Annotated in this window: 27 protein-coding genes; 6 read left to right on the top strand and 21 right to left on the bottom strand. The window is 47.8% G+C overall.

The features are described from left to right. Positions 1 to 15: 15 nt before the first annotated feature. The 15 genes from P5704_025830 to rdgC all read right to left on the bottom strand — a co-directional run bounded on the left by P5704_025830 (position 16) and on the right by rdgC (position 11989). On the bottom strand, positions 16 to 405 hold the full coding sequence (locus P5704_025830; GenBank protein ID WOF82211.1) for a hypothetical protein: 390 nt from the start codon (positions 403 to 405) through the stop codon (positions 16 to 18). Beyond that, positions 399 to 1115 carry a hypothetical protein gene (locus P5704_025825; GenBank protein WOF82210.1) on the bottom strand — a complete coding sequence of 239 codons (717 nt, stop codon included), beginning with the start codon at positions 1113 to 1115 and terminating at the stop codon, positions 399 to 401. The genes P5704_025830 and P5704_025825 overlap by 7 nt, the downstream gene beginning before the upstream one ends. A gap of 10 nt (positions 1116 to 1125) precedes the next feature. Then, entirely contained in the window at positions 1126 to 2310 is a 1185-nt protein-coding gene (locus P5704_025820) for a type II secretion system F family protein (GenBank protein WOF82209.1), read from the bottom strand. Then, positions 2307 to 3851 carry a GspE/PulE family protein gene (locus P5704_025815; GenBank protein ID WOF82208.1) on the bottom strand — a complete coding sequence of 515 codons (1545 nt, stop codon included), beginning with the start codon at positions 3849 to 3851 and terminating at the stop codon, positions 2307 to 2309. The genes P5704_025820 and P5704_025815 overlap by 4 nt, the downstream gene beginning before the upstream one ends. A gap of 63 nt (positions 3852 to 3914) precedes the next feature. Continuing rightward, positions 3915 to 4529, bottom strand: coding sequence for a hypothetical protein (locus P5704_025810; GenBank protein WOF82207.1), 615 nt, complete (start codon positions 4527 to 4529; stop codon positions 3915 to 3917). A gap of 10 nt (positions 4530 to 4539) precedes the next feature. Then, positions 4540 to 5304: a hypothetical protein gene (locus tag P5704_025805; protein WOF82206.1), complete on the bottom strand. Its 765-nt coding sequence runs from the start codon at positions 5302 to 5304 to the stop codon at positions 4540 to 4542. Beyond that, positions 5304 to 5765 carry a hypothetical protein gene (locus tag P5704_025800; protein ID WOF82205.1) on the bottom strand — a complete coding sequence of 154 codons (462 nt, stop codon included), beginning with the start codon at positions 5763 to 5765 and terminating at the stop codon, positions 5304 to 5306. The genes P5704_025805 and P5704_025800 overlap by 1 nt, the downstream gene beginning before the upstream one ends. 2 nt (positions 5766 to 5767) lie before the next feature. Next, on the bottom strand, positions 5768 to 6001 hold the full coding sequence (locus P5704_025795; GenBank protein WOF82204.1) for a hypothetical protein: 234 nt from the start codon (positions 5999 to 6001) through the stop codon (positions 5768 to 5770). Between the two features lie 88 nt (positions 6002 to 6089). Then, entirely contained in the window at positions 6090 to 6611 is a 522-nt protein-coding gene (locus P5704_025790) for a hypothetical protein (GenBank protein WOF82203.1), read from the bottom strand. 252 nt (positions 6612 to 6863) lie between these two features. Next, positions 6864 to 7253, bottom strand: coding sequence for a hypothetical protein (locus P5704_025785; GenBank protein ID WOF82202.1), 390 nt, complete (start codon positions 7251 to 7253; stop codon positions 6864 to 6866). After that, positions 7250 to 8467, bottom strand: coding sequence for a hypothetical protein (locus P5704_025780; GenBank protein WOF82201.1), 1218 nt, complete (start codon positions 8465 to 8467; stop codon positions 7250 to 7252). Before P5704_025780 ends, P5704_025785 begins: the two co-directional genes overlap by 4 nt. A gap of 1 nt (position 8468) precedes the next feature. After that, on the bottom strand, positions 8469 to 9959 hold the full coding sequence (locus P5704_025775; protein WOF82200.1) for a hypothetical protein: 1491 nt from the start codon (positions 9957 to 9959) through the stop codon (positions 8469 to 8471). Further along, complete coding sequence (locus P5704_025770) at positions 9956 to 10375, bottom strand: hypothetical protein (GenBank protein WOF82199.1); 420 nt, start codon at positions 10373 to 10375, stop codon at positions 9956 to 9958. The genes P5704_025775 and P5704_025770 overlap by 4 nt, the downstream gene beginning before the upstream one ends. Further along, a complete protein-coding gene (locus P5704_025765; protein WOF82198.1) occupies positions 10372 to 10920 on the bottom strand; it encodes a hypothetical protein in 549 nt (182 codons plus the stop codon). Before P5704_025765 ends, P5704_025770 begins: the two co-directional genes overlap by 4 nt. 178 nt (positions 10921 to 11098) lie before the next feature. Next, entirely contained in the window at positions 11099 to 11989 is an 891-nt protein-coding gene (gene rdgC / locus P5704_025760) for a recombination-associated protein RdgC (GenBank protein WOF82197.1), read from the bottom strand. Between the two features lie 94 nt (positions 11990 to 12083). On the opposite strand from rdgC, the gene P5704_025755 reads away from it, so the two are divergent. Next, a complete protein-coding gene (locus P5704_025755; protein WOF82196.1) occupies positions 12084 to 12761 on the top strand; it encodes a sigma-70 family RNA polymerase sigma factor in 678 nt (225 codons plus the stop codon). A 93-nt stretch (positions 12762 to 12854) separates the two neighbouring features. On the opposite strand, the gene P5704_025750 is transcribed toward P5704_025755, so the two are convergent. Together P5704_025750 and P5704_025745 are read right to left on the bottom strand one after the other, a co-directional pair. Next, positions 12855 to 13691 carry a hypothetical protein gene (locus P5704_025750; GenBank protein WOF82195.1) on the bottom strand — a complete coding sequence of 279 codons (837 nt, stop codon included), beginning with the start codon at positions 13689 to 13691 and terminating at the stop codon, positions 12855 to 12857. Next, on the bottom strand, positions 13691 to 14479 hold the full coding sequence (locus P5704_025745; GenBank protein ID WOF82194.1) for a hypothetical protein: 789 nt from the start codon (positions 14477 to 14479) through the stop codon (positions 13691 to 13693). Before P5704_025745 ends, P5704_025750 begins: the two co-directional genes overlap by 1 nt. 32 nt (positions 14480 to 14511) lie before the next feature. On the opposite strand from P5704_025745, the gene P5704_025740 reads away from it, so the two are divergent. Next, positions 14512 to 16521, top strand: coding sequence for a hypothetical protein (locus P5704_025740; GenBank protein ID WOF82193.1), 2010 nt, complete (start codon positions 14512 to 14514; stop codon positions 16519 to 16521). Positions 16522 to 16536: 15 nt separating this feature from the next. On the opposite strand, the gene P5704_025735 is transcribed toward P5704_025740, so the two are convergent. Next, entirely contained in the window at positions 16537 to 17478 is a 942-nt protein-coding gene (locus P5704_025735; protein WOF82192.1) for a hypothetical protein, read from the bottom strand. 134 nt (positions 17479 to 17612) lie between these two features. Here P5704_025735 and P5704_025730 point away from each other — a divergent pair, with 134 nt between their 5' ends. Together P5704_025730 and P5704_025725 are read left to right on the top strand one after the other, a co-directional pair. Then, positions 17613 to 18305, top strand: a complete 693-nt coding sequence (locus P5704_025730; protein ID WOF82191.1) for a sigma-70 family RNA polymerase sigma factor — start codon at positions 17613 to 17615, stop codon at positions 18303 to 18305. Positions 18306 to 18316: 11 nt separating this feature from the next. After that, complete coding sequence (locus P5704_025725) at positions 18317 to 18580, top strand: HU family DNA-binding protein (GenBank protein WOF82190.1); 264 nt, start codon at positions 18317 to 18319, stop codon at positions 18578 to 18580. Positions 18581 to 18617: 37 nt separating this feature from the next. On the opposite strand, the gene P5704_025720 is transcribed toward P5704_025725, so the two are convergent. Further along, positions 18618 to 19166 (bottom strand): hypothetical protein, encoded by a 549-nt coding sequence (locus P5704_025720; GenBank protein WOF82189.1) that lies wholly within the window; start codon positions 19164 to 19166, stop codon positions 18618 to 18620. Positions 19167 to 19297: 131 nt separating this feature from the next. On the opposite strand from P5704_025720, the gene P5704_025715 reads away from it, so the two are divergent. After that, positions 19298 to 19963, top strand: coding sequence for a hypothetical protein (locus P5704_025715; GenBank protein ID WOF82188.1), 666 nt, complete (start codon positions 19298 to 19300; stop codon positions 19961 to 19963). A 5-nt stretch (positions 19964 to 19968) separates the two neighbouring features. On the opposite strand, the gene P5704_025710 is transcribed toward P5704_025715, so the two are convergent. Continuing rightward, on the bottom strand, positions 19969 to 20928 hold the full coding sequence (locus P5704_025710; protein WOF82187.1) for a ParB/RepB/Spo0J family partition protein: 960 nt from the start codon (positions 20926 to 20928) through the stop codon (positions 19969 to 19971). Next, the gene (locus P5704_025705) at positions 20925 to 21851 is read right to left on the bottom strand and encodes an AAA family ATPase (protein WOF82186.1); all 927 of its coding nucleotides are present in this window, start codon (positions 21849 to 21851) and stop codon (positions 20925 to 20927) included. The genes P5704_025710 and P5704_025705 overlap by 4 nt, the downstream gene beginning before the upstream one ends. Before the next feature lie 3125 nt (positions 21852 to 24976). On the opposite strand from P5704_025705, the gene P5704_025700 reads away from it, so the two are divergent. Then, positions 24977 to 26746: a hypothetical protein gene (locus P5704_025700; GenBank protein WOF82185.1), complete on the top strand. Its 1770-nt coding sequence runs from the start codon at positions 24977 to 24979 to the stop codon at positions 26744 to 26746. The last annotated feature ends 5 nt before the right edge of the window (positions 26747 to 26751 follow it).

The following is a 26751-nucleotide window of genomic DNA, read 5'->3' as shown; positions in this document are numbered from 1 at the left end:
GATTTTATTCAGAATTTAGATTGGCTGTAATTGTGCGGTCTTTTCAACGCTCAGCCAGTGGTGTGCCATTTTCTCGTCCATAACCCTGACAGGTGTAGACTGGTAAAGAGGATCCAGGCCCAGAATCGTCCATTGCTCAGCAGTGTCCGGGTCAATAACGAGCATGCCTGGCTTAAGATAATCAGGAAGACCCAATTGCTCGCCGTATTGAGTCCAAATCTCCCCATAGAACTGCAAGGCTCCATGTTTAGTGGCACTCATGGAAAGATGGAGCCCACCTTCCTCCAAGAGCGCCTGGAACGGATGAACCTTTATTCCATGTTTATTGGCGACCGCTAGAATCGAACCTTGCAGATCATTGAAAAAGGCTGCGAAATCAACCTCTGCGCCTGATTCCGTTACCATGATGCACCGGGTTTGTGATTTTCAGTTCGGTCGTAAAAGCGATCTACGAAATCATCGTAACGCGCCTGCCAATAGGCGCTGGCCTGCTTCCCGCTAAGGCAGAGATTAAAATCCAGCCCACTTGACTGGGCAAAGGCCAGGCGCTGCGTTTCGCTCATTTCGATGTATGGGGCCGCACTGGATCTTCCCATCTTGCAGACCTTGACCAGGGCGTTGTCGGGGCCTACAGGTGGCAGGCCCATGGTTAGTCTACGCTCAGAGGTGGCAATAGTCTGGAACGCTGGATTGCTGGTATCGGCGATCTGATAGTTGTGAACCGTGCCTGTCGTCATAGGGAAGCTCAGGTGGTAAGCATGCGCTCTTTCCAGATCTATCAGGCTGTCCTGCTGATAGACTGGGACGCTCAAGTTATCAACACGAACAGCAGATCGCCACTCGTAGCTTTTTCCTGGCTGCGACCATCGTAAGAGGTTAAGACCAACCTCGCTCCACGCTGCGCTGATCACCGGCTGGTTTTCATAAGAGGCCCATGTTTTGAACCACTTCAGTGCAGCGTCTGGTGATTGGCTCATTTGAGTCTGAATTTTTGCTTGAAGCTCAGTGTCTCCTGGCTGCTTTGCGAGCTGAATCAAAGAGCGCTCTGCAAAATAACCGGCGTTGGCGCTTGAGGCCATAGCTGCCAGTGCGAGTGCTGTTAACATTTTTTTCATAGGAATATCCTTAGATTGCGCCTTTGGCGGCGATTTGAAGAACAGGTTCGACACCCATGCCGAACAAAACAAGGCCAGACACGACGAGGAATGAGGCTGAAATCAGCATGAAGATAGGTGTGGTTGCCTTCACCCTCTGCCCGTACATCAAGCGATACTGATCAGAAAGGGAACGAAGTGTCTTGGCTGCCTGATCCCTGTCTTGCACAGAGGAAAGTGCAGCTCGGTCGGTCGGATGCAAATAGCGCATTGCACCTGCCCAGTCCTTGCCGCGCTTGACGGCACTGACCGCCATCTCCAGGTCATTTTTCATGATGCCTTTGGGTGTAGATTCGGCAGCCAGTTGCAGGCTTTGCTCCATCGGCACACCATTCCCAACCAGGGTGGCCAGGGCGTACAGGGTGATGTAGTTGTTCCTGGCCAGCACCAGATCCTTGTAGAAAGGAATCCTGACAACGACCTGGTCTGCCTGAATGGGCATAACCATGCGACCCAGCGTCCCAAGGCTGACAAGCATCACGAATAAGATTGCGCAAATACCCATGGCTACAGCAGACCAATTCATGAGGTTAATGGCCCAAGTGCTGTCGACAGCCGAGCCTGCCATCTTGACCAGCTGAGAGTTCATGATTGCTGGTGCGAAATAGAATTTGGTTCCAAAAATCGTGATTGCAGCAAACACGAATCCAATCACTGAAAACCATAGGGCCCATACGTTGTTTTTCTTGACCTGCTCGATTTCAATTTCAAAGGCAGCCGCGTGCTTGATCGCAGTACCTGTGCTACCCGATTTAGACCCGGCTTTGACGAGGGCGACCATATTTTTAGGAAAATCCGGTTCTCCGATGCTCTCCATCGCGGTTGGAATGTCATCGCCCTGCTCGACATAGCGGAGCATCTTGTGCGCGACCTTTTGGATGGATCCATTAAACGTGCTGCCGATCAGCTTGAGTGCTTCGGAGGCGCCCATGCGACATTCCTGCATAGTGCCCAGGCGCTGAAGGAAAACCTGACGATCATCGAGGGTGAGCTTTGGCTTGAGCATTTCGAGCAAGGCCAACTGCTTTTTGATCGAGATAACGCGACCCTTGCGCCTGGCTTTTACAAGCGCCTCCTCTTTTGTATCGGCATAAACCTCGATTTGAGAAATCTTCCGCTTAACGGGGTCTTCGAGCGTGATATTCCAGGTTTTCATGGGCGCCTGCCTCGTGTTTGCAGCATTTTTTCAGCCTCGGCGCCGAATACCCGGATCAACTCAAGCTCATCCGTTATGCCTGCCATATATTTGCCGTATGCATCCTCAAGCATGGTTGTCCATTTGATCTCATGACTTTCAAGCAGTCCGGTCACATCTTCAATGGTTGGGAAATAATGGCATTCAGAAACAATGGTTCTGCTGGTGTACCGCCGACCACGACATTGAGGGCAATTTTGATAATGCGGATCGACACCATTGCACACGGGGCACAGCGTACGCATGAGACGCTGAGCCATCACGGAGCGCAGAATGTATTTCAATTCATGCGGATCGACATCCAAATCGCGCAATCGCTGTACAGAACCATGAATAGAACCGGTGTGCAAGGTCGCAAATACCAGGTGGCCGGTCTCGGCAGCCTTGATGGCGTGTCGAGCGGTTTCGTTATCTCGAACCTCACCCACAATGATGACGTCTGGGTCGGCGCGCATAAATGCCCGAACTGCACGAGGGAAGGTCAGGCCCACGGTTTCGTTGATGTTGACCTGCCCAACGAATGGAATGTTGTATTCAACTGGGTCTTCGACCGTGTAGATCGCTTTTTCGAATCGATCCAATTGTCGCGTTGTGGCGTTCAGGGTTGTAGTCTTACCGGATCCAGTTGGGCCGCAAATCAGGCATAGCCCGTCTGAACGCGATGATGCTTGTAGCCACTGATCAACGGAGCTGATACCAAGGCTCTCCAGGTTGAACTGTGCGCGCTCAGGATCGAGAATACGGATAACCACATACTCACCGAAAAGAGTCGGGATCGTAGCAACCCGCAAATCGACCACGCGCCCGTTATATTCGATTGAGAAGCTTCCATCCTGAGGAATTCTGCGCTCAGCCAAGTCCATGCGCGACCTGTCCTTGATCTTGGCGCATAGGGTCAGGTATTCATCCAGCTCATTTTCATAAACGAGTGTTCGCACGCCCAGATAGCGCATCAAGACGCTGAATGAGTTGCGGCGCGGAATAATATGAATGTCCGATGCCTGCCCCAGAATGGCTTCACGCAACAGCATCTCAAGAATTGAGGCGTCTGAATCGTGAATGATTCTAAGCTTTTCAACGTAGCTTCGGACGCGCTCAGCTGAGGCCGGGATAAAGATGATTTCTTGCTTTGGAAACAGTGGCCGTAGAAGTGATTTTGCACGAGCTGTTTCACATAGGCAGGACACGTAAACTGCATTTACAGTCTCTGCGGCAATCATGATCTTGTTGTTGATCAGCAGATCAAGCGGAACGTGCGCCAGCACGAGCTCTTCGTCAATTAATGACTCGGGGTCAATGCATAGCAGCGCATTAACGAGGTCAACTTGGCGCAGGAAACCGTTATTGACAAGAATTGTGCCGATTGATTCTTTGGAAATAGAACTTTCAAGCTTGGCTGCGTTAATGGCCCGTTGAGTGGCAAGATTTCGACTCAGCAGGATTTTTTCTAATTCATGCTCCCTGGGTGTCAGCAGGGTTTGAAGTGGCTTGATAAGGCTCATTCTTATTCTCGTTATTTGAGCGTGTGTTCTGTCTAATTAGTCATAAATTATGCCAAAGAATCACTAGGGTGTAAACACGTGAGGTGCCAAAACTGGCAGCACTGAAGCATCCATCCCGACTACACGATAGGTTCCATTGTCATGATCATATCTTACATCTTGACATGAGAGGTTGTCGTTTATCTCAGTCGGTGAAATAACGAACGCTACAATGTTGTGACTATTGCGCGTCATTCCAGAAATGTTATCACCTCGATAGGCATAATTCTTGCCATTAATCGTCATCGCCTCAACCAGGTAAGTTGCTGTTGAGTTAAGCCATATTTTGGTATTGAAAGAATTATCGGGTGATAAAACTGGCTCATGGCCTAACGCACAATAACGAACGGGCATGCCCAGGCTATTCTGCTTTGGAGCCTCTACAAAGGCTGGCAGGCCATGACCTATAACGAGCCCCCCATCCGAGAGGATTGGCTGTCCAATTGGGGCAATATATTCGCCATTTGGCCCTGCCGCTACAAGGTGCCGCGAGATCGCATCAACCCATAACGCCTCAAGTCTCATCTCCTGGGTAAGCAGATCAAGAGAAGCCGCGCTTGAATAAAGCCCGACAATCGAATGAGCCACGAGGGAGACCAGACCGATAATGATAATAGACAGGATCAGAATTGAAATCATGAAAGACTGCCTACCATAACCATGGCCATAAGGAGAGGCATTTCCAGAACCAGGGGAACAGCCAATATTTGGGTTTTACTTTTTTGCATACAGACTCACTTGGGTTTGCAGGGTCACTCGGATCAAGCTTAGGTGGATCCACAGGTTTGCCAGGGCCGGGAGACGGATCCACTGGAGCGGTCTTGGCTTCTGGCGCAATCACTGGAATAACCTTATCGGCCCGTCTTGGCACAAGGAATCTTGATGAGACATATTGAATGTTCTGACAGGATGCGCCTTGCCAACCATTTTTAGTAATTAAAATGAATGCTACTACATTTTTGTTATAGTCGGGTGGAATATTATACAAAGAGCTACTATAAACAAACGGCCAACCATTAACTGTTATGGGTTCAATGCTGTAATTGTTGAGTGACGAATCCGGTATCTGCATTAAATCGCCGGATCCCTCCTCAGTCTTTTGGTTTCCGACTGGACAGTAAAGGATTTTGTTATTAGCACTGATTGACTTTGGCATGGCCAAGAAATCAGGCATTGTTTGCCCAAGAATCTGATTGCTATCAGTCAGGGTTGTTCCAATTGGCGGAAGGTATTCGCCGCCAGGGCCTATGGGCTTGAGTGATCGAAGCGCAGCGTCTCCAAGCAGCCCTTCAACTATGCGCTCATTTCTTTCAAGCCTGAGGCTGTCAGTCTTGATATTCAATTTTACTTCAGCTTGCACGATATAGCCTATTGAACCTACCAATAGCACAGCAAGCATCAGCATCGCGATCATTACTCGGCAATCCTGAATGTCAACGCGACGGATTTTGGATATTGATTATCCAGGCCTTCATACCAGGATTCATTGACTCCGCCATGGTGGCCACATGCGGACGACAGTCCATAATTTTGCTTGAGCTTCCTTGACAGTCTGGCGAGCGCAAGAAAGTCTTGCTCATCGGCCTGCCCCGTGAAGCACCAGCCCTTGTAATCAGATGGCACGGTCAGGGTAAATCCATCAGGCACAACGTAGAACGCTGAAGACTCGGACAAGAGCTCTTCAGCACTAAGTGGGGCACGATTGTACTTGTGCCCAAACTTGACCCATGCCCCAGAGAGCGTGAGTGAGGTGTTTGACCACACTGCCTCACGCTCTTTAACCTGTATAGCACCCAGATCCAGATAGCTTACGCCAGCCATAATGGCATAGCTGCCAAGCGCAATGGCCATAATGATGACGATTAGCTGAACCATGGTTAGGCCCTGTTGCTGACTTTACGGGTCAAAATGCGGTGCATGATTTTTGTGATGTTGGCAATCGTAAGGACAAAGCCAACGAGCGCAGTTATCAGCCAAATCAATGCCTGGCCGTTATCACCCTTGCCCCAGAAGTAAAACGCGGCCACACCAAGCGCCAGAACGGGAAGGATAAAATCCAGGATACGAACAAAACGTGATTGTGAAAGCTTAAGTAAATTCATTGGGTTCATGTGTCACCTCTTTTTTCAATAATAGCGTATCAATAATGATTGGGCAAAAGAAAACCCCGCCGAAGCGGGGTTTTCTGTTCCGTGGGTATTACAAGCGATACCAAACGGTGTTTTCAACGTCGGTGGTGCCAACTACGCAACCGAAGGTCTCGGAGCCAACACCAGCCTGCTCGTTGATCAGGTCACAAACCTCATCAGGAATGATGGAGGCGTCGGTAGGAGCAACATAACCAGAGTCTCCCACATTACCGCTACCAGCGCCCTCGGCGACGCCAGTGGACTTCACGACCAGCAGGTTAGTAACAGTGCCAGTGTCGAACGCGGCGTCAACAGTCCAGGCGCTGCCCTTGCTTGGTACTGGGATCGAGCTCAGGTATTCCTGGTCAACCAGGGCTGCCAGCCCGAAACCTTCGTCACCAACCTTTACACCAGCGTTGTCGTTCTTGAACAGGGTGTGAACACCGTTGATCTGCTGACCCTGGTTGATGAAGGCCGAAGCGATGGCGCGAGCCGAACCGTTGGACAGAGCGTCGCCGCCGTAGAACAGGGTGGAAACGGCGAGGTAGATGGTCAGTGCGATAGCGATAATGGCGATAATCAGTGCAAACATGGTGCGTAGCCTCTTTCTTGTTATTTTGAATCGTTCGGCTCTATTGCCTTTCGATGTTTTGAATATTACGCACGTTATTTCGATATGTAAATATTGACGATCAATTAGTTTCGGGTATATATGAAATTATTTCTATAAGTTGTTTCTGGAGGTTGTCAAATACAGGCAAAGCCTAAGGAGCACACTAAAGTTCAGCGAATAAAAAAGCGCAAAGCCCGTTTACAGGCTTTGCGCTTCTATGCAGTAAATAAGTTACTTAAGAACAGGTTCTTTATACTGCAAGTCCATGATGATGCCCTGGTACTTGGAATTTTTGCTGTCAAGGCACTCCCCCATGCAGAATGTGTTCAATACCATGCCCTCGCACTGCTTGATGACCAATGAACTGCTCATCAGCTTTTCCCTGTAGTTCTTTATTCCCGATATCTTCATTTCCACACCGATACCCTGTTTGGAGACTATATAGCCCTCCCGCTGCCCTGCCAGCTGACAGCTTTCGATATTAGACTTGCGGATGGCATTGAGATCGGGTTCTTGTCTCGGCCCCAGCAATAAAGCCGTACTTAATGTCAAAGCCAATACTGAGACAACCAGGCCAGACGTACCGATGACCGCATTATAAAAAGCATTTCCTCGTGTCATTTGGCCTCCTCCGCCATGGTTCTGACAAGATCCTGGTGCAGGTTTATCAGATCAACATCTACACGTGCCTGCGGAGCGTCTGAGACAAGGGGTGGTAGCCCGGTTGCCTCAATGCTTGGCGATTCACCCGCTGGCACCACATCAGGCTCTGGCTCAGCCTGCGGCTCAACCTGTACCGTCTCCAGATTGATCTTCCACTTGCCTGCCGCAAAGGTCAGCGATTTGAGAAAGGCATCCTCTCTTGATGCTATGTCTGAAATCTTATTGATCTGCTGAGACGGCAACTCATACGAGGTCTTCCCGTATACGGGCACTGTATCCTTGTTATAAACCACGTTAACCATAAACCATGAAGTCAAAAGAAAACCAATTGATAGAGTCGATGATATAACTCCGCCCAGCATCAGGCCATGGTTTCGCTTATAAAACGGAGTCAGTGAATCCGTGAATTCGATGCAGGCACTTTCCTCATGCTTCTCATATTCGTTGAGCATGTAAACGGAAAAGCCATCAAACTTTTTGGCCACTTTGATATAGCGGTCAATGCTTGGAACGGTAATTTCATCTTCCGCTTGTAGATTTCGCAGCACAGACTGTAACACACCATGCCCTGAACCACCTTCCTGAATCTCGAAAACAAACCCCCCATTCCAGGCCAGGGTCTGGTAATAACAACTTGAGCGGTTGCAGTTGTTGTCAAAGACCCACTCATTGATATATCCGATCAGGTCTTTCTTTCGAATATTCGTCAGATAGCCAATGTAGATCTTCTTTGGCAAGGAAAAGGCAGGATCTCCTACATGAATATCCTGTGGCCAAATTTTGGGATCAAAAAAGCCCTTCAGTTTTGCAAATAGCGATTCGCGCTTTGCCTTGAGCTTGATCGGGGCAATCGGAGCCTCACGTGGGAATTCTGCCGTTTTGACAGTCTCATCAGGCTGCAATAACTCTTTATCGACATCATCCCCATCAATTCCGTCTGCACTCAAGTCAGTTGAGTCAATGTCCTTCGTAAAAGAAATATTGACATCGAGGTCATCCTCGTCGGTATCCGCTTCAGCCTTGGCAGGGTTGCTTAGAGGCAGGCTTTTTGGCACGCCCTCTACATCATCAAGCAATAAATCGATCAGCCGCTCCTGGTCATGAGGGCTTGACGAATCAATCGCCAAATCATTCAGCAGGCTTTTTAATTCATCATCATGAACGTTTGGCATCTTATTGCGCCTCACTGCTTTCAAACACGGTGACTGTAGGGCGCATCAAGATAAACATGGCAGTTCTGCTGATCTTCTTGGCCTGAGAGGCTGTGTCGGTCTTTTCGAGAAACGTCAGATTTGATCGGTTGTCATTGATCGAATCGTAGGTCAAACCGCCAATGATCAGGCTCTCACCCGCCCGTACGCGCACCAGATCAGTGAACGCCTGCTCCTGGGTAAGGGGACGCGATACCGAGCCCAGCTGATTACCCGCCGAGAGCTCCACATAGCGAAGCAATGAGCTTAAGGACAAATCGACGCCGATGGTTACAGTCTGCGAGCGATGGTCATAGAACGGCGTGAGTTTAAGCTCAAGGCCGATATCGACCTCGCTGATATTTGTACTACCAAGGCTATTGGCACTGTTTACGTTATTCGATGAGTTGACGCCTACGGATTTGATGTAAGGCACCTTCTGCCCCGACTTGAGCGTCACTTCTTCTCCAGACAGGGAGTCCATCAGTACTGACTGAGCAGTTCTGGCTTCACCGTAGGTTGAGAGCATGCGGAAGGCGCTCATGAAATTGAAATCACCCTTTGCCAGGTTGAGTGCAATGCCCTCTTTCGTAAGACCCATGTAGGCCGCCATGTCCTTGAGATTGCTGCCGAGTGTCGCCTTTTCCTCGGTTGAGCTCGTGGGCGTGCCTGTAGTATCGGTTCCTGTGGTGGGCAGGGTTACAGTTTCCTCTTCGGTATTCGCAAGATCCTGAGCGCCGATACCCACCTTGAGCGATCCCCAGTCAAAACCGGTGTTGCGCTCCCTGTCGAGCGTGACGTTGACGATGGCAACTTGCATCGACACGACTGCTGCGTTGAGACCCATGGATTTGACCATCTCAACGATCTTGCGCTGATTGTTCTCGCTCGCCCGATAATGAATGGTGCCTGCCTGAACCGAAACCTTGGCATCCTTGGCGCCGAGGGCTGTGATGTTTTCCTGAATGGCCTTGGAAACGTTCTCGTTCTGAGGAATTTGAAGAATGTAGGGTTTATCCTCCTGAACCATCATGACATTGCCCGGCAACCAGCTAAAGCTCAGGTCATGAGCAAAGGATAAGGCATTCATGAAGTCACCAAATGCTCCCTCATACTCATAGATGACCATGCTTTTCTTTCGCAGCTCCTCATTAGGAACCACCATGTAGAACCCAAGCGGGTTCAGCACGCTTGAGAGATCATCCAGTGTTGAGTCTTTGCTAAAGGTTACCTGAACCCGCTTTTTGGCGATGCTGTCAGGAATTCGCTCCGGCGAATCGATGACAAAGCTTCTTTTCATCCTGACTTCACGGATGGCCGGTGTTGTGGTCGCCCACTGCTGTTTAAGACCATCTGTCATCTCTTCTTTGGAGGGCAATTCGACTTCTTGCGGAATATCCAGACCGCTACATCCGGCAATGCCCAGCGCTGCCGCCAGAATGGCTAGCTTTAATGACTTATAGTTCGTGCTCATCTTCTAATTTCCTGGTAGTGCGACGGCCTGCCCGCTGGTACGACTGGCAGATCACTCTTTTGTGAGTCGGGCTGAGTGGTCAGGGCTTCCTGGAGGCGGATCTTCGACCCGTCGCGCTCCTTTTGCCGAACGTAGATTTTTTCATCGGTCTTGAACCAGACTTCCTCACCATTGATAACGGCGATCAGTTTGGCGTTTGCAACCGCGCCTGTTTCCTGAGGCGGCGCCATCGCGTTATCGATGACTGGCATAGCACCACTGGCACCTGGTACACCCATCATGTGCTGAGTAGAAGGCGCAATCTGAACAGGTTTCGGTGGATTTCGAACATCAGGCTTCAGAAACGGGTTCTTTTCTGCAAGCACGCTGGTTGCAGGCAGAACGATTAGCGACAGAATCGCCAATGCATATCTCATACTTGCTCCCTCTGCTGCTCAATCAGGGAGATGCGAATTACCGATTTGATAATTTTGTTGAGCGAGTCAACGAAGCGCTTGTCGCGGTAGATGCCAACATGGCCTTCAACGTTGATGACGGCTATGTCACGCCCAATCAAAATGGCTTCATGAATTTCCTTGACACGAATTGAATCGGCGATCAGCTTCAGTTTTCGCTTTGGATGTGCGATGAAAGCCCTTTCGTCGTGGGAGGATTTAATAAATAGAGTCAAGCGACCCGTGTGAAGGTTGTCTTCACCCTCAATCCAGCGGGATAACATGCCAGCGACAGGGCCAGGGGCATGTGTGAAAGAGATAAACTGAAGATCATGCTCAAAAAGCTCGGCTTCCTTAAGCAGCATCTCAACCTTGAAGGCTTCTTGAGGGAGAAGATCCATCAGTGTTTTTTCGGCGGACATGTTCATATGAGCGATCTCCAGAAGATCCCTCAGCAAGGCCTGTACAAAACTGGGTGTGTCGTTGGCTGCTCGATCACTGCTGGTTAGGCTGATCTTAAGCTCCACAAGGTGGCCCGTGGTAGACGTGACCTGTTATGCACAGTATTTGCTATACACGTTCCCCTGCGGAGCCTGAGTTGCAACAACACCTCCAAGCGAAGACAAACCTTCTGGGCTTGGTTATTGAATTACACGCTATTTTAAACGCAATCAATTAAATAGCCAAGCGATCTTCATTTTTATTTCACTCTATTGACGATGCGGGCTCTCCACCGAGAACATTTAGCAGGCTATTTAGAAGATCGTTAACCTCATTACGCATCAAGACAATGTCCCCAGCCAGCTGTTCTAGCGGCTCACCATTCCCCTGGTCGATGTCAGCCAGCGTCTTTTCGCTTAGTGAGAAGTCTTTTATCATGAAGTCCTCAACCAGTGAGAAACTACTTCTGATGCCAAAGTCGAGTGCCATCTCAGTCACTGACATGTCACTCCTGAGATACTGGCGTAAATTGTCGTCCTCTAGCGAGCGCTTGGAATACCGGATCGAGCCCTCGCCGTCAGTGATCATGCACTTGTATCCCATGGTGAATGGCTCCGGCACCTGATCCTCACTGACCCAGAAGGTCATTCGTGATGACACATCGTGCTGCGGCCTGATGGGATAAATGAGACCTTCGTCCATTACGCCGCGTAGCGCCTGGGCAAGACCATCGGCAGCCTTGCGAGAGGACGTGTTAATCACCAGAAGCTTATTCAGATTGTCCACATAAGCCCAGAGATCCGTGTTTTTTATGAACGCGCGGGGCAGCATGCTTTCGCGAACCTGCTCCTTGAGCGCCTTCTTTTCCTCGCGCTTGAGTCTCACGCCATTTCGCTCTTGGAGTTGCAGCGACTTTTGGTATTCGGCTTTCACCGCTGCGGCGGGAATGATTTTTTCCTGAACAATCAGGTTAAACAGCATGCACCCCTGCGCTGAAAAGACACGCCGATCCAGGCCGACGATGGTCGGAAAACCGGCTGATCGCTCCTGATTCGGCAGGCAGGGGACAAAAGGATTGTCCGACAGGAATGCTTCCAGCCTATCCTGCTCAACCTTGCCCCCAATACGGTAAAGATTTAGGTGTTTGAAAATCATCCTGCACGGCTCCGAAGCGTTCATTTGATGGTTGCCTGGCCATCAGTGTCGTGCGATTATAGTGATTCACATATATTGCGTCAATTAGCGTGTAATGAATTCACTGGAACCCTCTCATCGCCTTCAGCTTTGGCAGTCATCTCGCCCGATGGCGCATGCCATGGTCAAGGATTATGTTTTCAATGCGATGCACAAGGACGATGCGATCCAGGAGGTGATGCTGGGCCTATGGGAGGCGACGCTCACATGGCAGGCTGACCTGGGTGCCTCATTTGATCATTACGCGCACTACGTCATGCGCCGCAATCTGTTCACTTACCTGACCGAAAAGGCCGATGACCGCCCTACCCTATCTCGACGCGAGCTTGATCTTCTAAAGCTCCTGAAAAAGTACCTCAGGCAAGGCCAAATGATCTCATCGGCGCTTATGGTGAGTCTTGGTGAGGAAACCGGGATCGATCCTTTCCGCCTTCAGCAAATTGTGGCCTATTGGTACTCCAGTCATTGCGCTATAACCGCGCATGTCTATCAGGAATCATCAGAAGCGCTGACGGAGTTCGAATCGTCTGTGATGGATGAAGAGGCTGAGATGCGCCTTGATGCGGCACTTCAACGGTTGTCCGAACGTGAGCGATTGATTATCGCCGCCAGATTTCTTGAGGATCCGCGCCAGAAGCTGTCAACACTGGCTAAAACGCTAGGAATTTCAATAGAGAGAGTGAGGGTGATTGAAGGAAAAAGCCTTCAAAAGCTTCGCTCGATGCTTGAGTGAAAACCAATTCTCATTTTGCGATTGCAATACCGTCAGGATTTTAATCTTGGCAGTTCATTAGTCAAAAAAAGCCCGCCTAAGCGGGCTTTGTCATTATTTGGCCCAGCGAGCCAGCCGCTCAGCGATGGACTCTCGGGACTCGTACTCCGTTGGGCGAGGAACGTGCTCAATCACATTCACAGGCGCCACGTATTCATCGCTCAAGAGCTTTCTGTAAATGGCCTTAAATCTGTATTCGGTATCCCGCTCACGGGCGTGAACGTTAAGGTCATGTGAGCTAATCGCACCACGGGCCTGTATAACCAGTGGATGGGTGTCTTGAGCCTGACGATTGGTCGCCTCCAGCCATGCGACCTCCACAAGAGGGGCCCCCTTTCTGATGGCCATGGCCGCGTCCTTGAACTGCTCAAGCGAGGGCGGGAACTGCCTAAAGAGCCCACTTTGGTTGAACTGCTGGCGTATCTGGGTAACCTCGGCCTCGGTTAGGCACAATTCATCAAACGCGCTAAGCCACACACGCTCGCGGGTCATTTCATCAAGAGGTTTTTCGTTTCGCCAGTTCTTGAAGTATGTTTGTGAATAGGCCGTATCCAGGGCATACCAGACATGCTTCATTTTCATCTGGTATTCGCTCATTGGGTATGTGCGAATCAGATACGACAAGTGCAATAGGACTTCAATGCTTGGCGGATAATCGCTGAGCGGCCTCAAGCCTTGCTGTAGCCAATTTTGCAAAGCAATGGCGTTTGCCTCGTCGCAACCTGCGCGACCCAGCACAATGGCAAGCATCCTTGAAAACTCGCTCATTTCGCCGTGAATGCGACTGAAAAGCGAGTTTCCATATCGCACAACAAGGCCGGTCGCGATTCGCTGGCATGCCTGTAGCAAATCCGGGTCGATGGTCTTTTTGGTTGGATCAGGTGGATTCATTAATATTGTTCCAAAAGTGAGTCTATGGCAGCAGAGTGCGCTGTAGCATCAGCTGCAACGATAAGGCGTTGAGTATTGCTCTTTAGCCAGTTCCGGATCCAATAGCCAAAGGCGTCCATGCTTGGTCGATCCCGCTTGGCATCACGAAGATCTTCATACATGAGTGCAAAAGCGAGTTCCATGTCCAGCGCTGGGTATTCACGTCTTAGGCGGTCTATAAGGGCTGCATCAGGCCTATATACCATGCCAGAAGCCGTGTACGTAGCACAAGGGAGCCAGCCGTCATACGGCTTTCTGAGTGCAGTAAAACGATCCTCGAAGGGAATGGTTTGCACAACCTCAGCAAACATGGAGCGGTGCGCGATGTTTGCGTCAGAAAGGGTCAGGTCAGCCGCCCGCTCTGTGCATGAGCGATTTTTAATCGCTTTCAGCGAGGCATTTTTCTTGGCTTTGCTGATCGATTTGGCCGCCCCACCGATTGCCTTGCTGACAAGCAGATCGCCGTCCATGCCCGACACAACTTCCCAGATGCCCTTGATTTCAATTGCCTGGATGACCTTCCAGATGATGGCTTCCTCCACCATCCATTCATTTGCCCACAGATTCGTCACCAGGCTATGAGAGCCGATGGTCTTGCTTTCGGTCAAAAGCGATAGCAGCTCCCTTGCGATAGCCCGCTCCATGAAGCTGAATTTCGATTCAAGCATGCATTTTGTCAATTCTGCATCTATTGACATGGATTTCTGTCCATCAGTTGGTAGAATGAGGTCATCGAGGTCGCGCATCATAAATGAATGCGCATTTATTGACAAGGCCATTCATGAGCAGTGAATCGAAAATCATCATTTTGTACCCCAGGACATACAATCAGCGGGGTGTCGAAAGCCTTCACTCTGTTGAGGGGCTTACCCATGACGGAAGGCTGGTCAATATCAAGCTGCGCGTCCAGGGCAACGTGCGTATGGCGGAGGCGACCCCAAGCATTTCACGCTTTGCAAAGCGAGATATCCGAGAGAGCAAGCTCTCCTGCTTGGCCTCTGAGGATAATGGGCCAAACAACCCTTCTGGAATACTTGTCTTCACCGACTGCGAGGAAGACACGAACAACAGGAAGTCAGTTGTAAGCTATATCTCAAGATGGGCGCAGATTCTTCGCAGTGGGCATAACGCTGGAGCATATGGATCTTCTGGAGATCTTCCTTTTATCGGTCTGGGTCGGCTTTTTATTGACAAGGAGACGAAGAAGATAAAAGAGGCTCGTGAGAGCATACAGTTTCTTGAAACGTCAAAGCCTGATGAATGGGAGGATGCGGTTCAGCGAAATGAGGCCGTCATCAATGACCATAAGAGTTTTGATTTCTATTTCCTTGGGTATCTCTATGACAAAGAACAACTCTTTGGCAAAGGGGATGAGGAAAGTATGCTCTCGTTCATGAATGAAAAGCTCGGAGAGCATGAGAATACGCCCGAAATTGGCTTTATGATGCGAGTTGAGTTACCCAGCGGGCATGTAGTGCATGAAATACATAATGAAATATTTCCAATTTATCAAAAAGTCTACATGCGTTATCAGCACGCGGCAGAAATGTTTCAGCACTTTAGGAACCTTAATCCCGATCTAGATGGATTTGGTGAGTTTAAATATCGTGTAATGCCAATCGTGCGGTTTGCTGGCAAAAAGGTTTTTAAAGACGGCATTAGAAGTCAGTCTGACTTTTTGAAGCTTGAAGAAACTTATTTTATTAATGGAGAACCAAGGATTTTCCCGGTGGCGGTAAAGATTGATCGGCTGGAGAATAAAGAGCGCCTGCTAAACAAGATCCACCTACTTGGCCCGTCTGTCGGCTCCCCTTTGCAACTCAGTCAATCAGGAGTGGCAAGCCTAGACGTCATGAACGTAAATGAGGAAGTAGAAGATAAACAAGTTGAAGCTGTCAGCAGCGGCTTAAGTATTACAGCAAACCCAGGATTTGCCCAATGGTATAAGCCAAAGCCTGTTGAAATTAAATCACTTGATGGAATGGATGAACGATTGCTCTCGACTCCTTCTAGTGAGGCTGGTAGCCCAGTCTATGAAGAAAGCAAAAAGACTGATGATCAAGAAAGTGCCACACCATTATCGGAAGACGCCTATGTTCTCACAGACAATATCTTTGATACCGTAATTGAAGTGAATGCTGATTTGCATGGAGGAGTCGAGCAAGATAATTTGATTATCCATCATAAAGACCATCCGCTATCTATCATTGACCAAGCAGATTACAAAGATGGCGCCCACAACCAGCAACAAAATGGAAGCCTAATTAATGAAAGCATGGGCAATGCTACACTTGATGATGATCTCGATAAGCTATTTTCGGAATCTGATGACTATGAAGATCCTATTGAAAGTGACGACATGGAAGATGGAGAAACTCTTTTTGGAAGAGAGTCGGATATTTCATTTGATAAAATAAAACTTGACCCATTCATGGAGGAGGCAATCCTCACAATCGATAAGGGTGATGGTGATTACATCTCGAAGGAAGAATTTCAGACCGCTACGGCTGACGTGGTTGATGCGATGGATGAGGCTGTCTCCAGTGAAATACTCTCTCCATGGCTTGATGATGAGGAATTGATTGCCAAGCTGGATGAAGCGCCAGATGCATATTCCGAGGAAACCGAAGCTGATCAACCGACCACCTCGCCGAGCGAGGCGGCTAACATTGTCACAAGCAGCGGCGATGAGAGCCTTTCTGAAGACAAAACAGAGGCAGCCCTGAAATCAGAAAAGCCACCCAAAAAAGGTGGCCTTGCGGACTTCATCAAAAAGAGAGGGCTTCTTTAAGCGCTGATAAGATTTCTAGAAGGATAGCCCACGATCCTCAAGCTCCTTGCGAGGATCATGTGGGCGGAAGTATTTTTCACCCAGGATAAGGCTCATGCCCTCCTTCTGCCACTGATCCTTGAATGCATCGAGCCTCTCAGATGCAATAATGTACTCAGCATACTCTTCTGGCTCGATACCTGTCTCGATAGCAATTTTGCGGGCGTTATTGAGCGCCTCTTCTGCCACAAGCTCCTGAAGTGCGGTCTCACCATCTCTGAATTGATAGCCTAATTTTCTTCCATTGCTTTCTACCCAGAACCTGGCAGTGACAACCATCTTGCCACCGTAAACCTCGGTGAACAAAGCAGGCTCTCCTTCGTTTTTAGGTGGAATCAGTGCGCCCATCGTGCCGTCCTTGCGATTGAGCATATTGCCCTTCTCCACGATATTGACGTAGCTGAGATATCCACCTTCATAGGACGACCCCATCACCAATAGCGTAATCTCGCGCTGCTTTGGGACAATCGGGTAGATATTCTCGCCAACCTTTAGAAGGTGACCATCAACCAGGCAGACAGACTGGCCGTCAACATGCTCACCAATTGTAACCTTGCCAAGCTGATGCTTTTGATCGGAAAGAAGCAGGTACGTGTTCCTTTGGGCAAGTGCGCGAGCTTGATAACCATGCTTCAAACCAGCCCCAATCAGCACGCTTTTATTGCCAACCATGAGCACACCAGACTCGCTACGATTCACGATAGAGGTAGAGGGCTCAAGCCCTCCTCGCTCCCTCACCTTGATCTGCTCGCCAACACTCATGACACGCCTTGACCCGTCATGTCTGACGATTTCATACTTGTCGAGACCCGCAGGGTGAGCTTCCCAGCCGACCATAAGCTCGCCAGGAAAGCCGTACACAAGGTGTGTAGCCTTAGCCATCAGCTTTTTGCCCGAGGGTGATTGCTTGCTCGCCATGTCAAATGCCTCAAAATCTGTATCAATATATTCAATATGCTTTTGGATACGATGTCAATTCAAGCCTTTCGCAAACAATAAACGCTTGACAAAACAGAAGCTTGTGCTATAGTAGGAGAACAGGGAGAGATAAAATGACTGCATTTGGTACGCGATCAAGTCTCGAAACGTTTATTGCTGCTCAAGAAGGCAATCGCACGGCTAAGAACGTCTTTATGAAGGACAACAGCCTCTTGCTCAGGAAGATTATTGGGCGTTATGGTTACGCCCAAAATCTGATGGACGATCTGTATCAAGAAGCTGCGTTCGGCATGCTGAAAGCCCTCGAAAAGTTTGATATATCTCGCGGCTTGAAGTTTAGCACTTACGCGGTGCCCTGGATCCGGGTCTACGTAGAGCGCTACATACAGGCCAATATGAGTATGGTATCCATGCCAACCAGAACTCAGGAAATTGCATATAGAATCAACGCAATGTCAGGCATCAAGACGCCTGCTGAGATATCTGAAAAACTTAAGATATCCAGAGAGTCCGTTGAAGCACTTCAGCACATACAGAATTGTGATCATGAAATTGAAGCGCTGTATTCATGTTTTGATACTGAGCATCGTGCCTCGATGGATGCAATGCTTGATTCAGTATCATCAGCGTTTGATAAGTTAGACAAAAAACAGCAGGATGCAACCATGCTGGCGCTTGACCTGCACCCCGATTATGATACTGTTTCATCATATCAAAAGGCGAAGGGTATCCCCCTAAGCCAAATAAACAAGATAACCCGTGAAAGCTTGGGTATTCTTAAAAGCGCATGCAACTATACTTTCTGAGGAGAAAGGTTTTGAACAAAAAAGAACTGATTCAAAAACTGGCTGACACCACTGGCGCTTCCAAAACGGACATCACGAAAGTGCTTGATACTCTGCCTCTCGTGCTAGGCCAAGAGCTCCTGGCCACTGGCCGCGTGACGGTTCCTGGCATTGCCATCGCCAAAATCAAAGATCGGCCTGCTCGCCAAGGACGCAACCCCAAGACCGGTGAGATTGTACAAATCGCCGCCAAGAAAGTTGTTACGATCAAGACCCTTAAGGGTTTTGGCCTGTAAGGCTTGCTTAAATCAAAATGGGGCCCCGGCCCCATTTTTAACGACCGAACGAAAGAAGCTTAAAGTCCGTTGTCGGCATTCCCTTTCTATCTCTCTCCCAGCCGGGTCTGCGCAAATCCAATTTCAGATCATATGGCTTTGCAAGAACAAATTGGTCTTTCAATTCATTGTCTGAGTAGAACTTGTTCTTGTTTCCATCAGAAACAATCCAGTCGCCCTTAGAACCTAGAACTCTACATTGTTCACTATCGACGTCGTTAATGAAGAATGGAACCCTAGATTTGATCGCAAAAAGTTCTTTCGCTTCCGTTTGATAAACCCCCGATTTGCCTCTCATCATTGGATTATTAGGCACAAGCTTCCCATCGACCCTGTCAGGGTTGTATGAGCGAGGCACCTGCCTTTTAATCTTAGCCTTGCTTCCGTCAAACGATCCGTAGTCCCAGCAGTCGCTGGTGTCCACTAGATATAAAAGGCACCTACCGGGCATGGTTTCGTAATCGATGTAAGCGAACATCGGCTTTTTTAATATCTTAATGCAGCCATCTTCTTGTTTTACGTCGAGTAATGTCATATCAAGATTCATGACAGAGCCCCTTTTCCGTGACATGCATGAAGTTTGGCCATGATCCTCAGTAAAAACAACAACTTTGTACTTGTCAATAAATCAATTATAGATTAGGATAGTTTCAAATAGATTCAGTGCGGTGGGAAAGCATGAGCCAAGAAAACCTAGACTTTAAAGGAGTAAAGCGACTAATACAGGAAAAAGAAGAGTCTCTTCGCCAGATTGAACTCGACATTAACGCGCTCCTGGTAGCCTGTGAGAATCCGACAGGCGGTAACTTGTGGCACGTATCCCAGCAAATGGATGAGAAGCGATATAATCGCAATAAAATCAGATCAGAATACTTGGATCTGGAATACAATCTGAAGTTATTGAAGCGAAGGTTCTTTGAGTCACGTCTGATAGAGCAAATTGCCAGAGTTAATGCCACTCTTTTCTTCAAAATAGAAGATGCGCTAAGAGCACACCAGGGTGAGGATCAAATTGAAAAGCAGATCATCTTCCAGCAGCGCGCAGCCTGCTACCGAAAGCTTGAGAACGCCTTCAAAGACCAGGCGTCAATGGTTCGGCAAAAGCATCTCGCAAAGTTAAGTGGAAAAGAAGATCTGGAGTGGGAAGCAAGACTTGAGCATGCGCTTGCAAAGTCGAAAAGATATTTCGCCAGGCAATGCGGAAAGATCAAGTATTTTCGCGAACGACTTATGGCTATCTCAACCAATGAGTACAGCCATCAGTTTTATCTGATGGCCGTACAGCATATAGGTCACGAAGGTATTACAGCACTAATGTCGGACAATATTGAAAAAGCTGCATAAGCCCTTTACTCCTGGACTTCTTTGTTGTTGGCGAAAAAGTCCAGGATCAGGGTTTTAAACTCCTGATACTTATCCTGCGGCATATCCTCCTTTTTGATTTCGAGACTTAACTTTTTAGTCCCCTCCAAAATGGTGCCAACAGAACATCCATCAATAACAAGTGGTTCCTTTTCCGCCTTATAAGAAACGCTCTGTGTTTTTTCGTCTTTCTTTGCATATTTATTCTGAACCCACTTGCTGAAAAAGACGAACATATCCTCCTTTGCCTTGTTTACGTTTTTATCGCTCGGTGAGTTGAACTTGATATTTAAGTCGCCAATTAATGAAATTAGCTTTTCTGCCATCTCATCGGTATGGTCAAAATTATTCTTAAATACATCCCCCATGAACTGAGCATCTCTTGTAACAAAAATTGCTCGTAAAGGACTTTCGAGAAGACACTCAAGAACGCTCTCGGGCACATCATCAAATGCATTGATACGCCACAGTGATGTTCTAGATATCTTCCGCTCTTCGAGAATCTCGTTAATGCCCATGTTGAAATTGACTTTCAACATCTTGATTCCGTAGTAATCTTCGATGGCTGATGTATCTTGCCTGCTTTGGTTTTCAACTTGGCAAAGTATTGCGGCTTGAACATCGGTGTACTCACGAACGATGATCAAAACCTCGACCTGTGCAAGCCTGCAAGCTCTTAGCCTGCGCTCGCCTGCCACGATTTGATAGCGACCCTCACGAAGGCGAACAACGCATGGCTGAAGCTGACCGTTCTTTTTAATGTCTTCTGCAAGCTCATCAAGACCATCGAATGACTTTCGATATTGGAATGGATTGGCATCCACCAGATCCGGTGAAACACTGAGAACTTTTTCGCCAGGATGGGGTGCGAAAGTATCGTTTTTGGCTTTGCTTCCCATATCAAAAGCAGCCCTGGTCTTCCTCGCTTTTTCAACTAGATCGGTCATTTAAAATTACCCCCATCCAATTTTTTTACTTTTCCTTCCGCTTTATTTTGAGACTTATCAATCAAAAGACCCATGCTTACAAAAGCATGTAAGGCATTTTCATAAACAGCATCTTCTATATCTTTTAGTCTTGTATCTGATGTAAAAATATTTCTCAAATGGAATGCCTCGTCGGGCTCATCCCAGGTGGAGTTTTTTGCGTTCTGTCTCGCAGGAATAACCTTTGGAAAATAAAACAAATCAATGATTTCATTTGTCTGTTCCGCAATTTTCATGGTCTTGCTTTGAGTGTGGATGTTGTTCCACAAAACGCCAAGGCAGCGAAGTTCTGCATTTACATCTTTTATGGTGGCGTTTAATGCCTCTTCGGTGCCCATTACACCGGAGTCTGAGTCCCTGCTTCCATCGTGCACATACATGTAGTGGCTGGCAGCCCCAAAGGCCGTTTTATTAAGTAGGCCAAGATTAGGCGCAGTATCGATGATGATGAGATCAACGTGCTGGCGATAGGGGTCGAGTTTCTTTTTTAAACTCAGAACAGGTGTGGAAAAGCGAGTGAAGGCCACGGCATTGAAGCGATCATCAATGTCACGAGCAGAGGGGATGAGGAACAGATTCTCAATTTTGCTCCCAACGATCACATCAGGAACATTGACCACCGGGTCAATAATTAGATCAAGAACATCCAGGTACTTTTTGTCGAAATGCTCTCTTGAGTCAACAAGTCTATCCGTAGCGTTGCGCTGTGGACAGAGGTCAACCAGCAGCACCCTAAAGCCAGCATAGGCCGCAACTGCTGCAAACCAGCAGCTGACCCATGATTTTCCTACGCCCCCTTTATGATTGCCTATAGCTAGAACTGGACATTTATCCAGTGTTACCACTGGCTTTCCGAATTTCTTTTTGAATTGAGAAGCGTTCACATTAAGATCCTTCTGAGCGATACCAAGAGTCAGAAATGTAGACCATGAACAGTCACAATGTCAAAGTTATCCCATGGAAACATGTGGCTCTAGTGCTTTAAAGGGGCGATGCATCCCCTGTCTGACCCTCTCCCCATCCCCTCCCCCTCACACATTACTAATGAAATCGCGCAGACAGCTTATTTCAATATCCAACGAGTCATGCCATCAAAACCAAATTTCCATGGAAACATCAGCCAGTGAGCATATATTCTGAGAGCTTATAGTGTTTACTCAGCACCGATGCATGCATCTCGGGTTTACGACAGGTATTGCTAACGTTTCCATGGAAACTGTATGAAATCGCAAACTCAGTGGTTGCATTGCTCATATTAATTCGAAGGGAGTGAACTTGTGTTTCCAGTGAAACACGGGATCAAAAACAAAACCAGTGAGCCTGGGGATTAATGCATTCTCTATACTTAATGAAAATATGAACCTTGAATGTCTAATTCCCGTAACTTTCCAATTAAGAAGTTTCTAGTGTTTCCATGGAGACAATTATTTTTGCCAATCTCTTAGGAAAGAAAAGATCTGTTAATCAAGGCTGCATAGACCCAGGCTAGTACAACAGTTTCCATATGAATACATCTATGCATTAAGGCGTTTTGATATTGTTTGTTACCAGCAGTCTTTTCAATTGTTTCCATGGAAACGCGCGATAATTATCAATGCTGCGCCTAGTTCGGGTGACACTTGATTGTTTGATTATAGCAGCCTGCGACCAAGCCTAACTCGACATCCGTTTTCAAATAATATCAATAGGTAAAGTGCTGACATCGCATGCATTATTATGTTCTGGGTTGTTTCCATGGAAATAGATTATTGAACTTAATCAACGGACTGAGCGTCGACCCTAAACCGCTAAGCTGCGTTTCCATGGGGATTCGATAAATGTCTGGCATGTGATGCATGAGTAGTTGATGTCGCGATTGATACTAGACAAATCGTGTTCAGGACGCTTTTAGTGTTTCCATGGAAACGACCAAGCATTTACATCTCCAAAAGAGGTTGCTGCCTCAGCCAGCTAAGCCGTGTTGCCAGCCAGCGTGTCTAAGTCATGACTGGGGCGGATGAGAGGCTGATGACGTGATTGGAGCATGACACATCATGTGACGGTCGCCAGCCTTGTTTCCATGGAAACAGCCAAATGCCCTTCATCTCCAGAAAGGGTTGCGGCTTCAGCCACTAAGCCGTGTTTCCATGGGAGCGGACTTATGTCATGGTTGGGCGTCGCATGAGAGGCTCATGCAGTGATGGAAGCAAGACGCTTCGTGTGAAGGTGTCTTGTAGTGTTTCCATGGAAACACCTGAGTCTCAATCATGGAAAGATGTCGGCTTCCATAGTCGAACTGGACTTGCTTTGCCTGGCATTATGCAGAATCGCATCCATAAAAGCTCCATGGAGACGCAATAGGGATGATGGCGACCGCATCTGGGTCACGAAACTAAATGTGATGCCGCTTTGAGGAAAATGCTAAGTGTTCCCATGGAAACATGGTATCTGCTGCGCTGCATAACGTGAGCGGGATTGATGCTCACGTTGAAGCAGGACATGTCAAGCCAAGCATGATTGACATGTTTCCATGGAAACAGCCTCATCACATCACCTATAGGCGTGCGGCGGGTTGTGTTTCTGGCGCGCCGCTTTGTAGCAAATGTTTGCTCATTCCGTGTTTCCATGGAAACACGAGCTCGATGCTATGACCGTAGCACGAGGGGCAATGTACATGCCAAGCCAGGACTCGATTCAGGAGGTCGCGCATGTTTCCATGGAAACAGCTGGAAGCTAAGGTGAGCGTAAGATTTTAACATGAGGCTAGGCAAACCGGTTTCCGCACACAAGGTTCACGTGTTTCCATGGAAACACCCTAATGGAAGGACGACGGCGGCATTGAGTAAGTGATGCACCATCTCGGGAGTGCCGCCATGCCTAAGGTGACTGAAAGCATCCATTGAAACATGTGCTAGGGGGTGTCTGGTTAACGTAGGTGTATTATCGGTAACCAGGATCTCTCGGACTGTAAATCTAGCGTGTTTCCATGGAACTGCTTGATAAACATCCCAGTCACGCAATCAGCACTCTTGGGTCAATTCTAATTCTTCAAGAATGCCTATCCCTGAGGGCGCTCATAAGCCAGCGTCATTCTAGATGTCATGGAAGCTTCAGCAAACACGCTTCATATTAATGCGTTTCCATGGAAACGTGTCATGTCTGCTGGAATAGGCCAACAAATAAGAAAAATGGATTTGATGTTTAAGCATTCAATAATGCAGACCTGGACGAGGGTTAGTAGCACCAACGTTTGATCACTTGAATACAGCAGGGCGTACAGGGGGTTGCTCTTTTAAAACAGGGTGTGGGTGCATATGGGGAGTGGATCAAGTTAGATAAATTCTTGATCTCTTCTAAGCTTTTGGAAAAATTCCTCATAAAGAAGAATGTCTGAGCTGGTCGTCTTTTGGTGCGCTTGCTTCCACAAGTGCGAGAAAAGATGAGGAATTTACCTTCAAAGAGTTTGTTTAGGCGCCTGTCTTGCCGAGAAACATTGAAGGTTTCGGTCATGATGAAAGCTTCGATTTTTTTCAAGACAACTATCTGGCCCGAAGTCATATGTTGGCATTCACTAATTGGAGAAGGGTGGTGGTTATTTAAAATGAGTAGGGTGATGGAATGTTACTGAAAGAAAAGCTGTCCCAATGAAGACGGTGGCATCCTTTGTTCGTGTCACCTATGGAGGATACCTGCCTGTACATATATACAGTATGGGTTTACTTTGTCTGCGTAATTCGGCTGGACATGATCAAAGGCGATGTAAGTCATTGATTTATATACGTTTAATCCAAATCAAGTATGGATCATGTATGTCTTTACTTGATGACTCTGTTGCGTGAATCACCATTTTGCGCTGCTTAAGTTGAAGAACTTCAAAATCAAGTTAATTTCAGGTTGGAGTTGCTTGATTGAAATCTGTAGAATCAGGCATCAACTTTTAGTGTCTTGATCTATGCTTGAGTATCAAATAAACCTTTAAAAACAATGAGTTGCGTAGATTTTTATCAGGTTCGATTGTGAGAGCGAATTAATGACAAAGTCTGAAATCATTGACGTCTTTGGCCCAGCCCTTGCGCCTACAGCCATCATGGCCCTGGAGGCTTTCTGCACGGCTAATGATTTGGATGAGGAAGGGTTGATCTCAGTGGTCGAAAATGAAAAGGCGTTTTCAGACGCCATTCAGACAATGCGTGATCATCTGCAAGACGTAGGTTTTTCCGAAACGGATGAGTTTGAAAAGTGTGTACTGAAGTGGCTATCCCACAAGAGCGGTAAGCCAATAATCAGCACACAGGTCAAACGGGAAAGCTATGCACCTGTAAACCTGGGATCTGCTTACCACCGAGGCTGTCTTTATTATCCGATCCAGACGCTTTTGCGCACAGTTGTCAAATCATACGATGGAGCTGTTAGGGAGGCTGAGCGTGTTGATATCGCTGTTGTGCGGTCAGACAGAACCTTGCAGACAATTGAGGAATCGCTTGATGAGAGTGGAAAACTGTCTGGAATCTACAGGCTTGGTGACGGAACGCTATTGCAGAAAAAGCCTACGGCTTCTGCCCATTCGACCTGGTCATGGTCGAGTATTCAGGAATATCTAGCCCGTAGTTACGTTGCTAAGCCGTTAAGTGTTCTAGCCATCAATGTCTATAAGCACCTGAGGAGCAGAGTCTGGCTGCCTGAAGAGTCTGATTATTGGCTTTTGACTTTTACGGCCATCACTTCTTACCTGCAACCCATATTCGACGCTGTTCCGTTGATATTGCTTCACGGTAAACCTGGTACGGGAAAAAGTGAGCTGGGTGCTGCAATGACTGAAGTATCTTGCAATGCATTGATGATAGGGCAAAGTAGTGCATCCACAATGATGCGTCTCATGGATGAGGCAAGAGGGCTGGTGGTGATAGATGATCTAGAATCCATTGGAACAACAGGAGGTTCGAGCGGGAAAGAGAAATTCTCGGAAATGGTTCAAGTTCTTAAAATTAGTTACAAAAAAGCCTCCGCGACGAAGATTGTTACGAACGCACGCAAGAAGACAGAAGTAATGAACTTCTTCGGCATTAAAATTGTGTCGAACACAAAAGGGGTGGATGCAATTCTTGGTAGTCGAATGCTCCATATCCAAACTCAAAATATGGGCAGCCAGGATCTTGACGAGTTCTTATCACGTAAGGGCTTATCCATTAGCGAGCTTAATGAGCTCAGAAATGATTTACATATATGGGCCTTCGACAATGTCGCTGTAGTCGATGAGGTTTATCAGGAAGCAACCGCAGGGAGTTCGCAGCGTGACGAGGAGATAGCCGCACCGCTGAAGGCTCTGGCAAAACTAAGCCAAATCCCTGCTGCGCAGGAAATGATCGACGTTGCTCTTGGTGAGCAGAAGTCAAAAAAGTCTACTTTTAAATCACCTGACCATGCGCTTGATTATGTCATTGAAAAAATGGCAAGCGAAGGCATGAGGGAGTTTACGCTGATCGAAATATCATTACGGATGCGGGCGATTCTTGGGCTGACAGGTTTTTTACATAACAGCAAACCTCTATGGGCAAAACCAGAGTGGATTTCAAGGCAACTTCGTGAAAGAGGGTGGATAGACTCAGAGCTTAAAAGGAAAAACCTTTTTGGTTATCAGGTAAAGGTCTTTTCCATGTCAGATTCAATTAGAATCGAAAAGGGGGCAATTGGGATTCGTAAAGTCGGGCCTTTTGACTTTTGTATCGGTTGCGCGGAGTGCGCATACCGAACAGCACACTGTGACATTTTACCATACAGGGTCAAAAGGGAAGGGCTGTGACACCC

Source organism: Pseudomonas sp. FeN3W, assembly GCA_030263805.2.
In the GTDB taxonomy this organism is placed as follows: Bacteria; Pseudomonadota; Gammaproteobacteria; order Pseudomonadales; family Pseudomonadaceae; genus Stutzerimonas; species Stutzerimonas stutzeri_G.
This window is presented reverse-complemented; position numbering and strand designations above follow the sequence as displayed.

Excerpts from the sequence above, each read along its gene's own strand:
- P5704_025805 (WOF82206.1), bottom strand. The coding sequence starts at position 5,304 with ATGATCGCGATGCTGATGCTTGCTGTGCTATTGGTAGGTTCAATAGGC.
- P5704_025745 (WOF82194.1), bottom strand. The coding sequence starts at position 14,479 with ATGATGCGCGACCTCGATGACCTCATTCTACCAACTGATGGACAGAAA.
- rdgC (WOF82197.1), bottom strand. The coding sequence starts at position 11,989 with ATGATTTTCAAACACCTAAATCTTTACCGTATTGGGGGCAAGGTTGAG.
- P5704_025720 (WOF82189.1), bottom strand. The coding sequence starts at position 19,166 with ATGAATCTTGATATGACATTACTCGACGTAAAACAAGAAGATGGCTGC.
- P5704_025815 (WOF82208.1), bottom strand. The coding sequence starts at position 3,851 with ATGAGCCTTATCAAGCCACTTCAAACCCTGCTGACACCCAGGGAGCAT.
- P5704_025735 (WOF82192.1), bottom strand. The coding sequence starts at position 17,478 with ATGGCGAGCAAGCAATCACCCTCGGGCAAAAAGCTGATGGCTAAGGCT.
- P5704_025755 (WOF82196.1), top strand. The coding sequence starts at position 12,084 with ATGAATTCACTGGAACCCTCTCATCGCCTTCAGCTTTGGCAGTCATCT.
- P5704_025810 (WOF82207.1), bottom strand. The coding sequence starts at position 4,529 with ATGATTTCAATTCTGATCCTGTCTATTATCATTATCGGTCTGGTCTCC.
- P5704_025830 (WOF82211.1), bottom strand. The coding sequence starts at position 405 with ATGGTAACGGAATCAGGCGCAGAGGTTGATTTCGCAGCCTTTTTCAAT.
- P5704_025750 (WOF82195.1), bottom strand. The coding sequence starts at position 13,691 with ATGAATCCACCTGATCCAACCAAAAAGACCATCGACCCGGATTTGCTA.
- P5704_025795 (WOF82204.1), bottom strand. The coding sequence starts at position 6,001 with ATGAACCCAATGAATTTACTTAAGCTTTCACAATCACGTTTTGTTCGT.
- P5704_025700 (WOF82185.1), top strand. The coding sequence starts at position 24,977 with ATGACAAAGTCTGAAATCATTGACGTCTTTGGCCCAGCCCTTGCGCCT.
- P5704_025780 (WOF82201.1), bottom strand. The coding sequence starts at position 8,467 with ATGCCAAACGTTCATGATGATGAATTAAAAAGCCTGCTGAATGATTTG.
- P5704_025825 (WOF82210.1), bottom strand. The coding sequence starts at position 1,115 with ATGAAAAAAATGTTAACAGCACTCGCACTGGCAGCTATGGCCTCAAGC.
- P5704_025775 (WOF82200.1), bottom strand. The coding sequence starts at position 9,959 with ATGAGCACGAACTATAAGTCATTAAAGCTAGCCATTCTGGCGGCAGCG.
- P5704_025770 (WOF82199.1), bottom strand. The coding sequence starts at position 10,375 with ATGAGATATGCATTGGCGATTCTGTCGCTAATCGTTCTGCCTGCAACC.
- P5704_025710 (WOF82187.1), bottom strand. The coding sequence starts at position 20,928 with ATGACCGATCTAGTTGAAAAAGCGAGGAAGACCAGGGCTGCTTTTGAT.
- P5704_025800 (WOF82205.1), bottom strand. The coding sequence starts at position 5,765 with ATGGTTCAGCTAATCGTCATCATTATGGCCATTGCGCTTGGCAGCTAT.
- P5704_025730 (WOF82191.1), top strand. The coding sequence starts at position 17,613 with ATGACTGCATTTGGTACGCGATCAAGTCTCGAAACGTTTATTGCTGCT.
- P5704_025820 (WOF82209.1), bottom strand. The coding sequence starts at position 2,310 with ATGAAAACCTGGAATATCACGCTCGAAGACCCCGTTAAGCGGAAGATT.
- P5704_025790 (WOF82203.1), bottom strand. The coding sequence starts at position 6,611 with ATGTTTGCACTGATTATCGCCATTATCGCTATCGCACTGACCATCTAC.
- P5704_025785 (WOF82202.1), bottom strand. The coding sequence starts at position 7,253 with ATGACACGAGGAAATGCTTTTTATAATGCGGTCATCGGTACGTCTGGC.
- P5704_025740 (WOF82193.1), top strand. The coding sequence starts at position 14,512 with ATGAGCAGTGAATCGAAAATCATCATTTTGTACCCCAGGACATACAAT.
- P5704_025715 (WOF82188.1), top strand. The coding sequence starts at position 19,298 with ATGAGCCAAGAAAACCTAGACTTTAAAGGAGTAAAGCGACTAATACAG.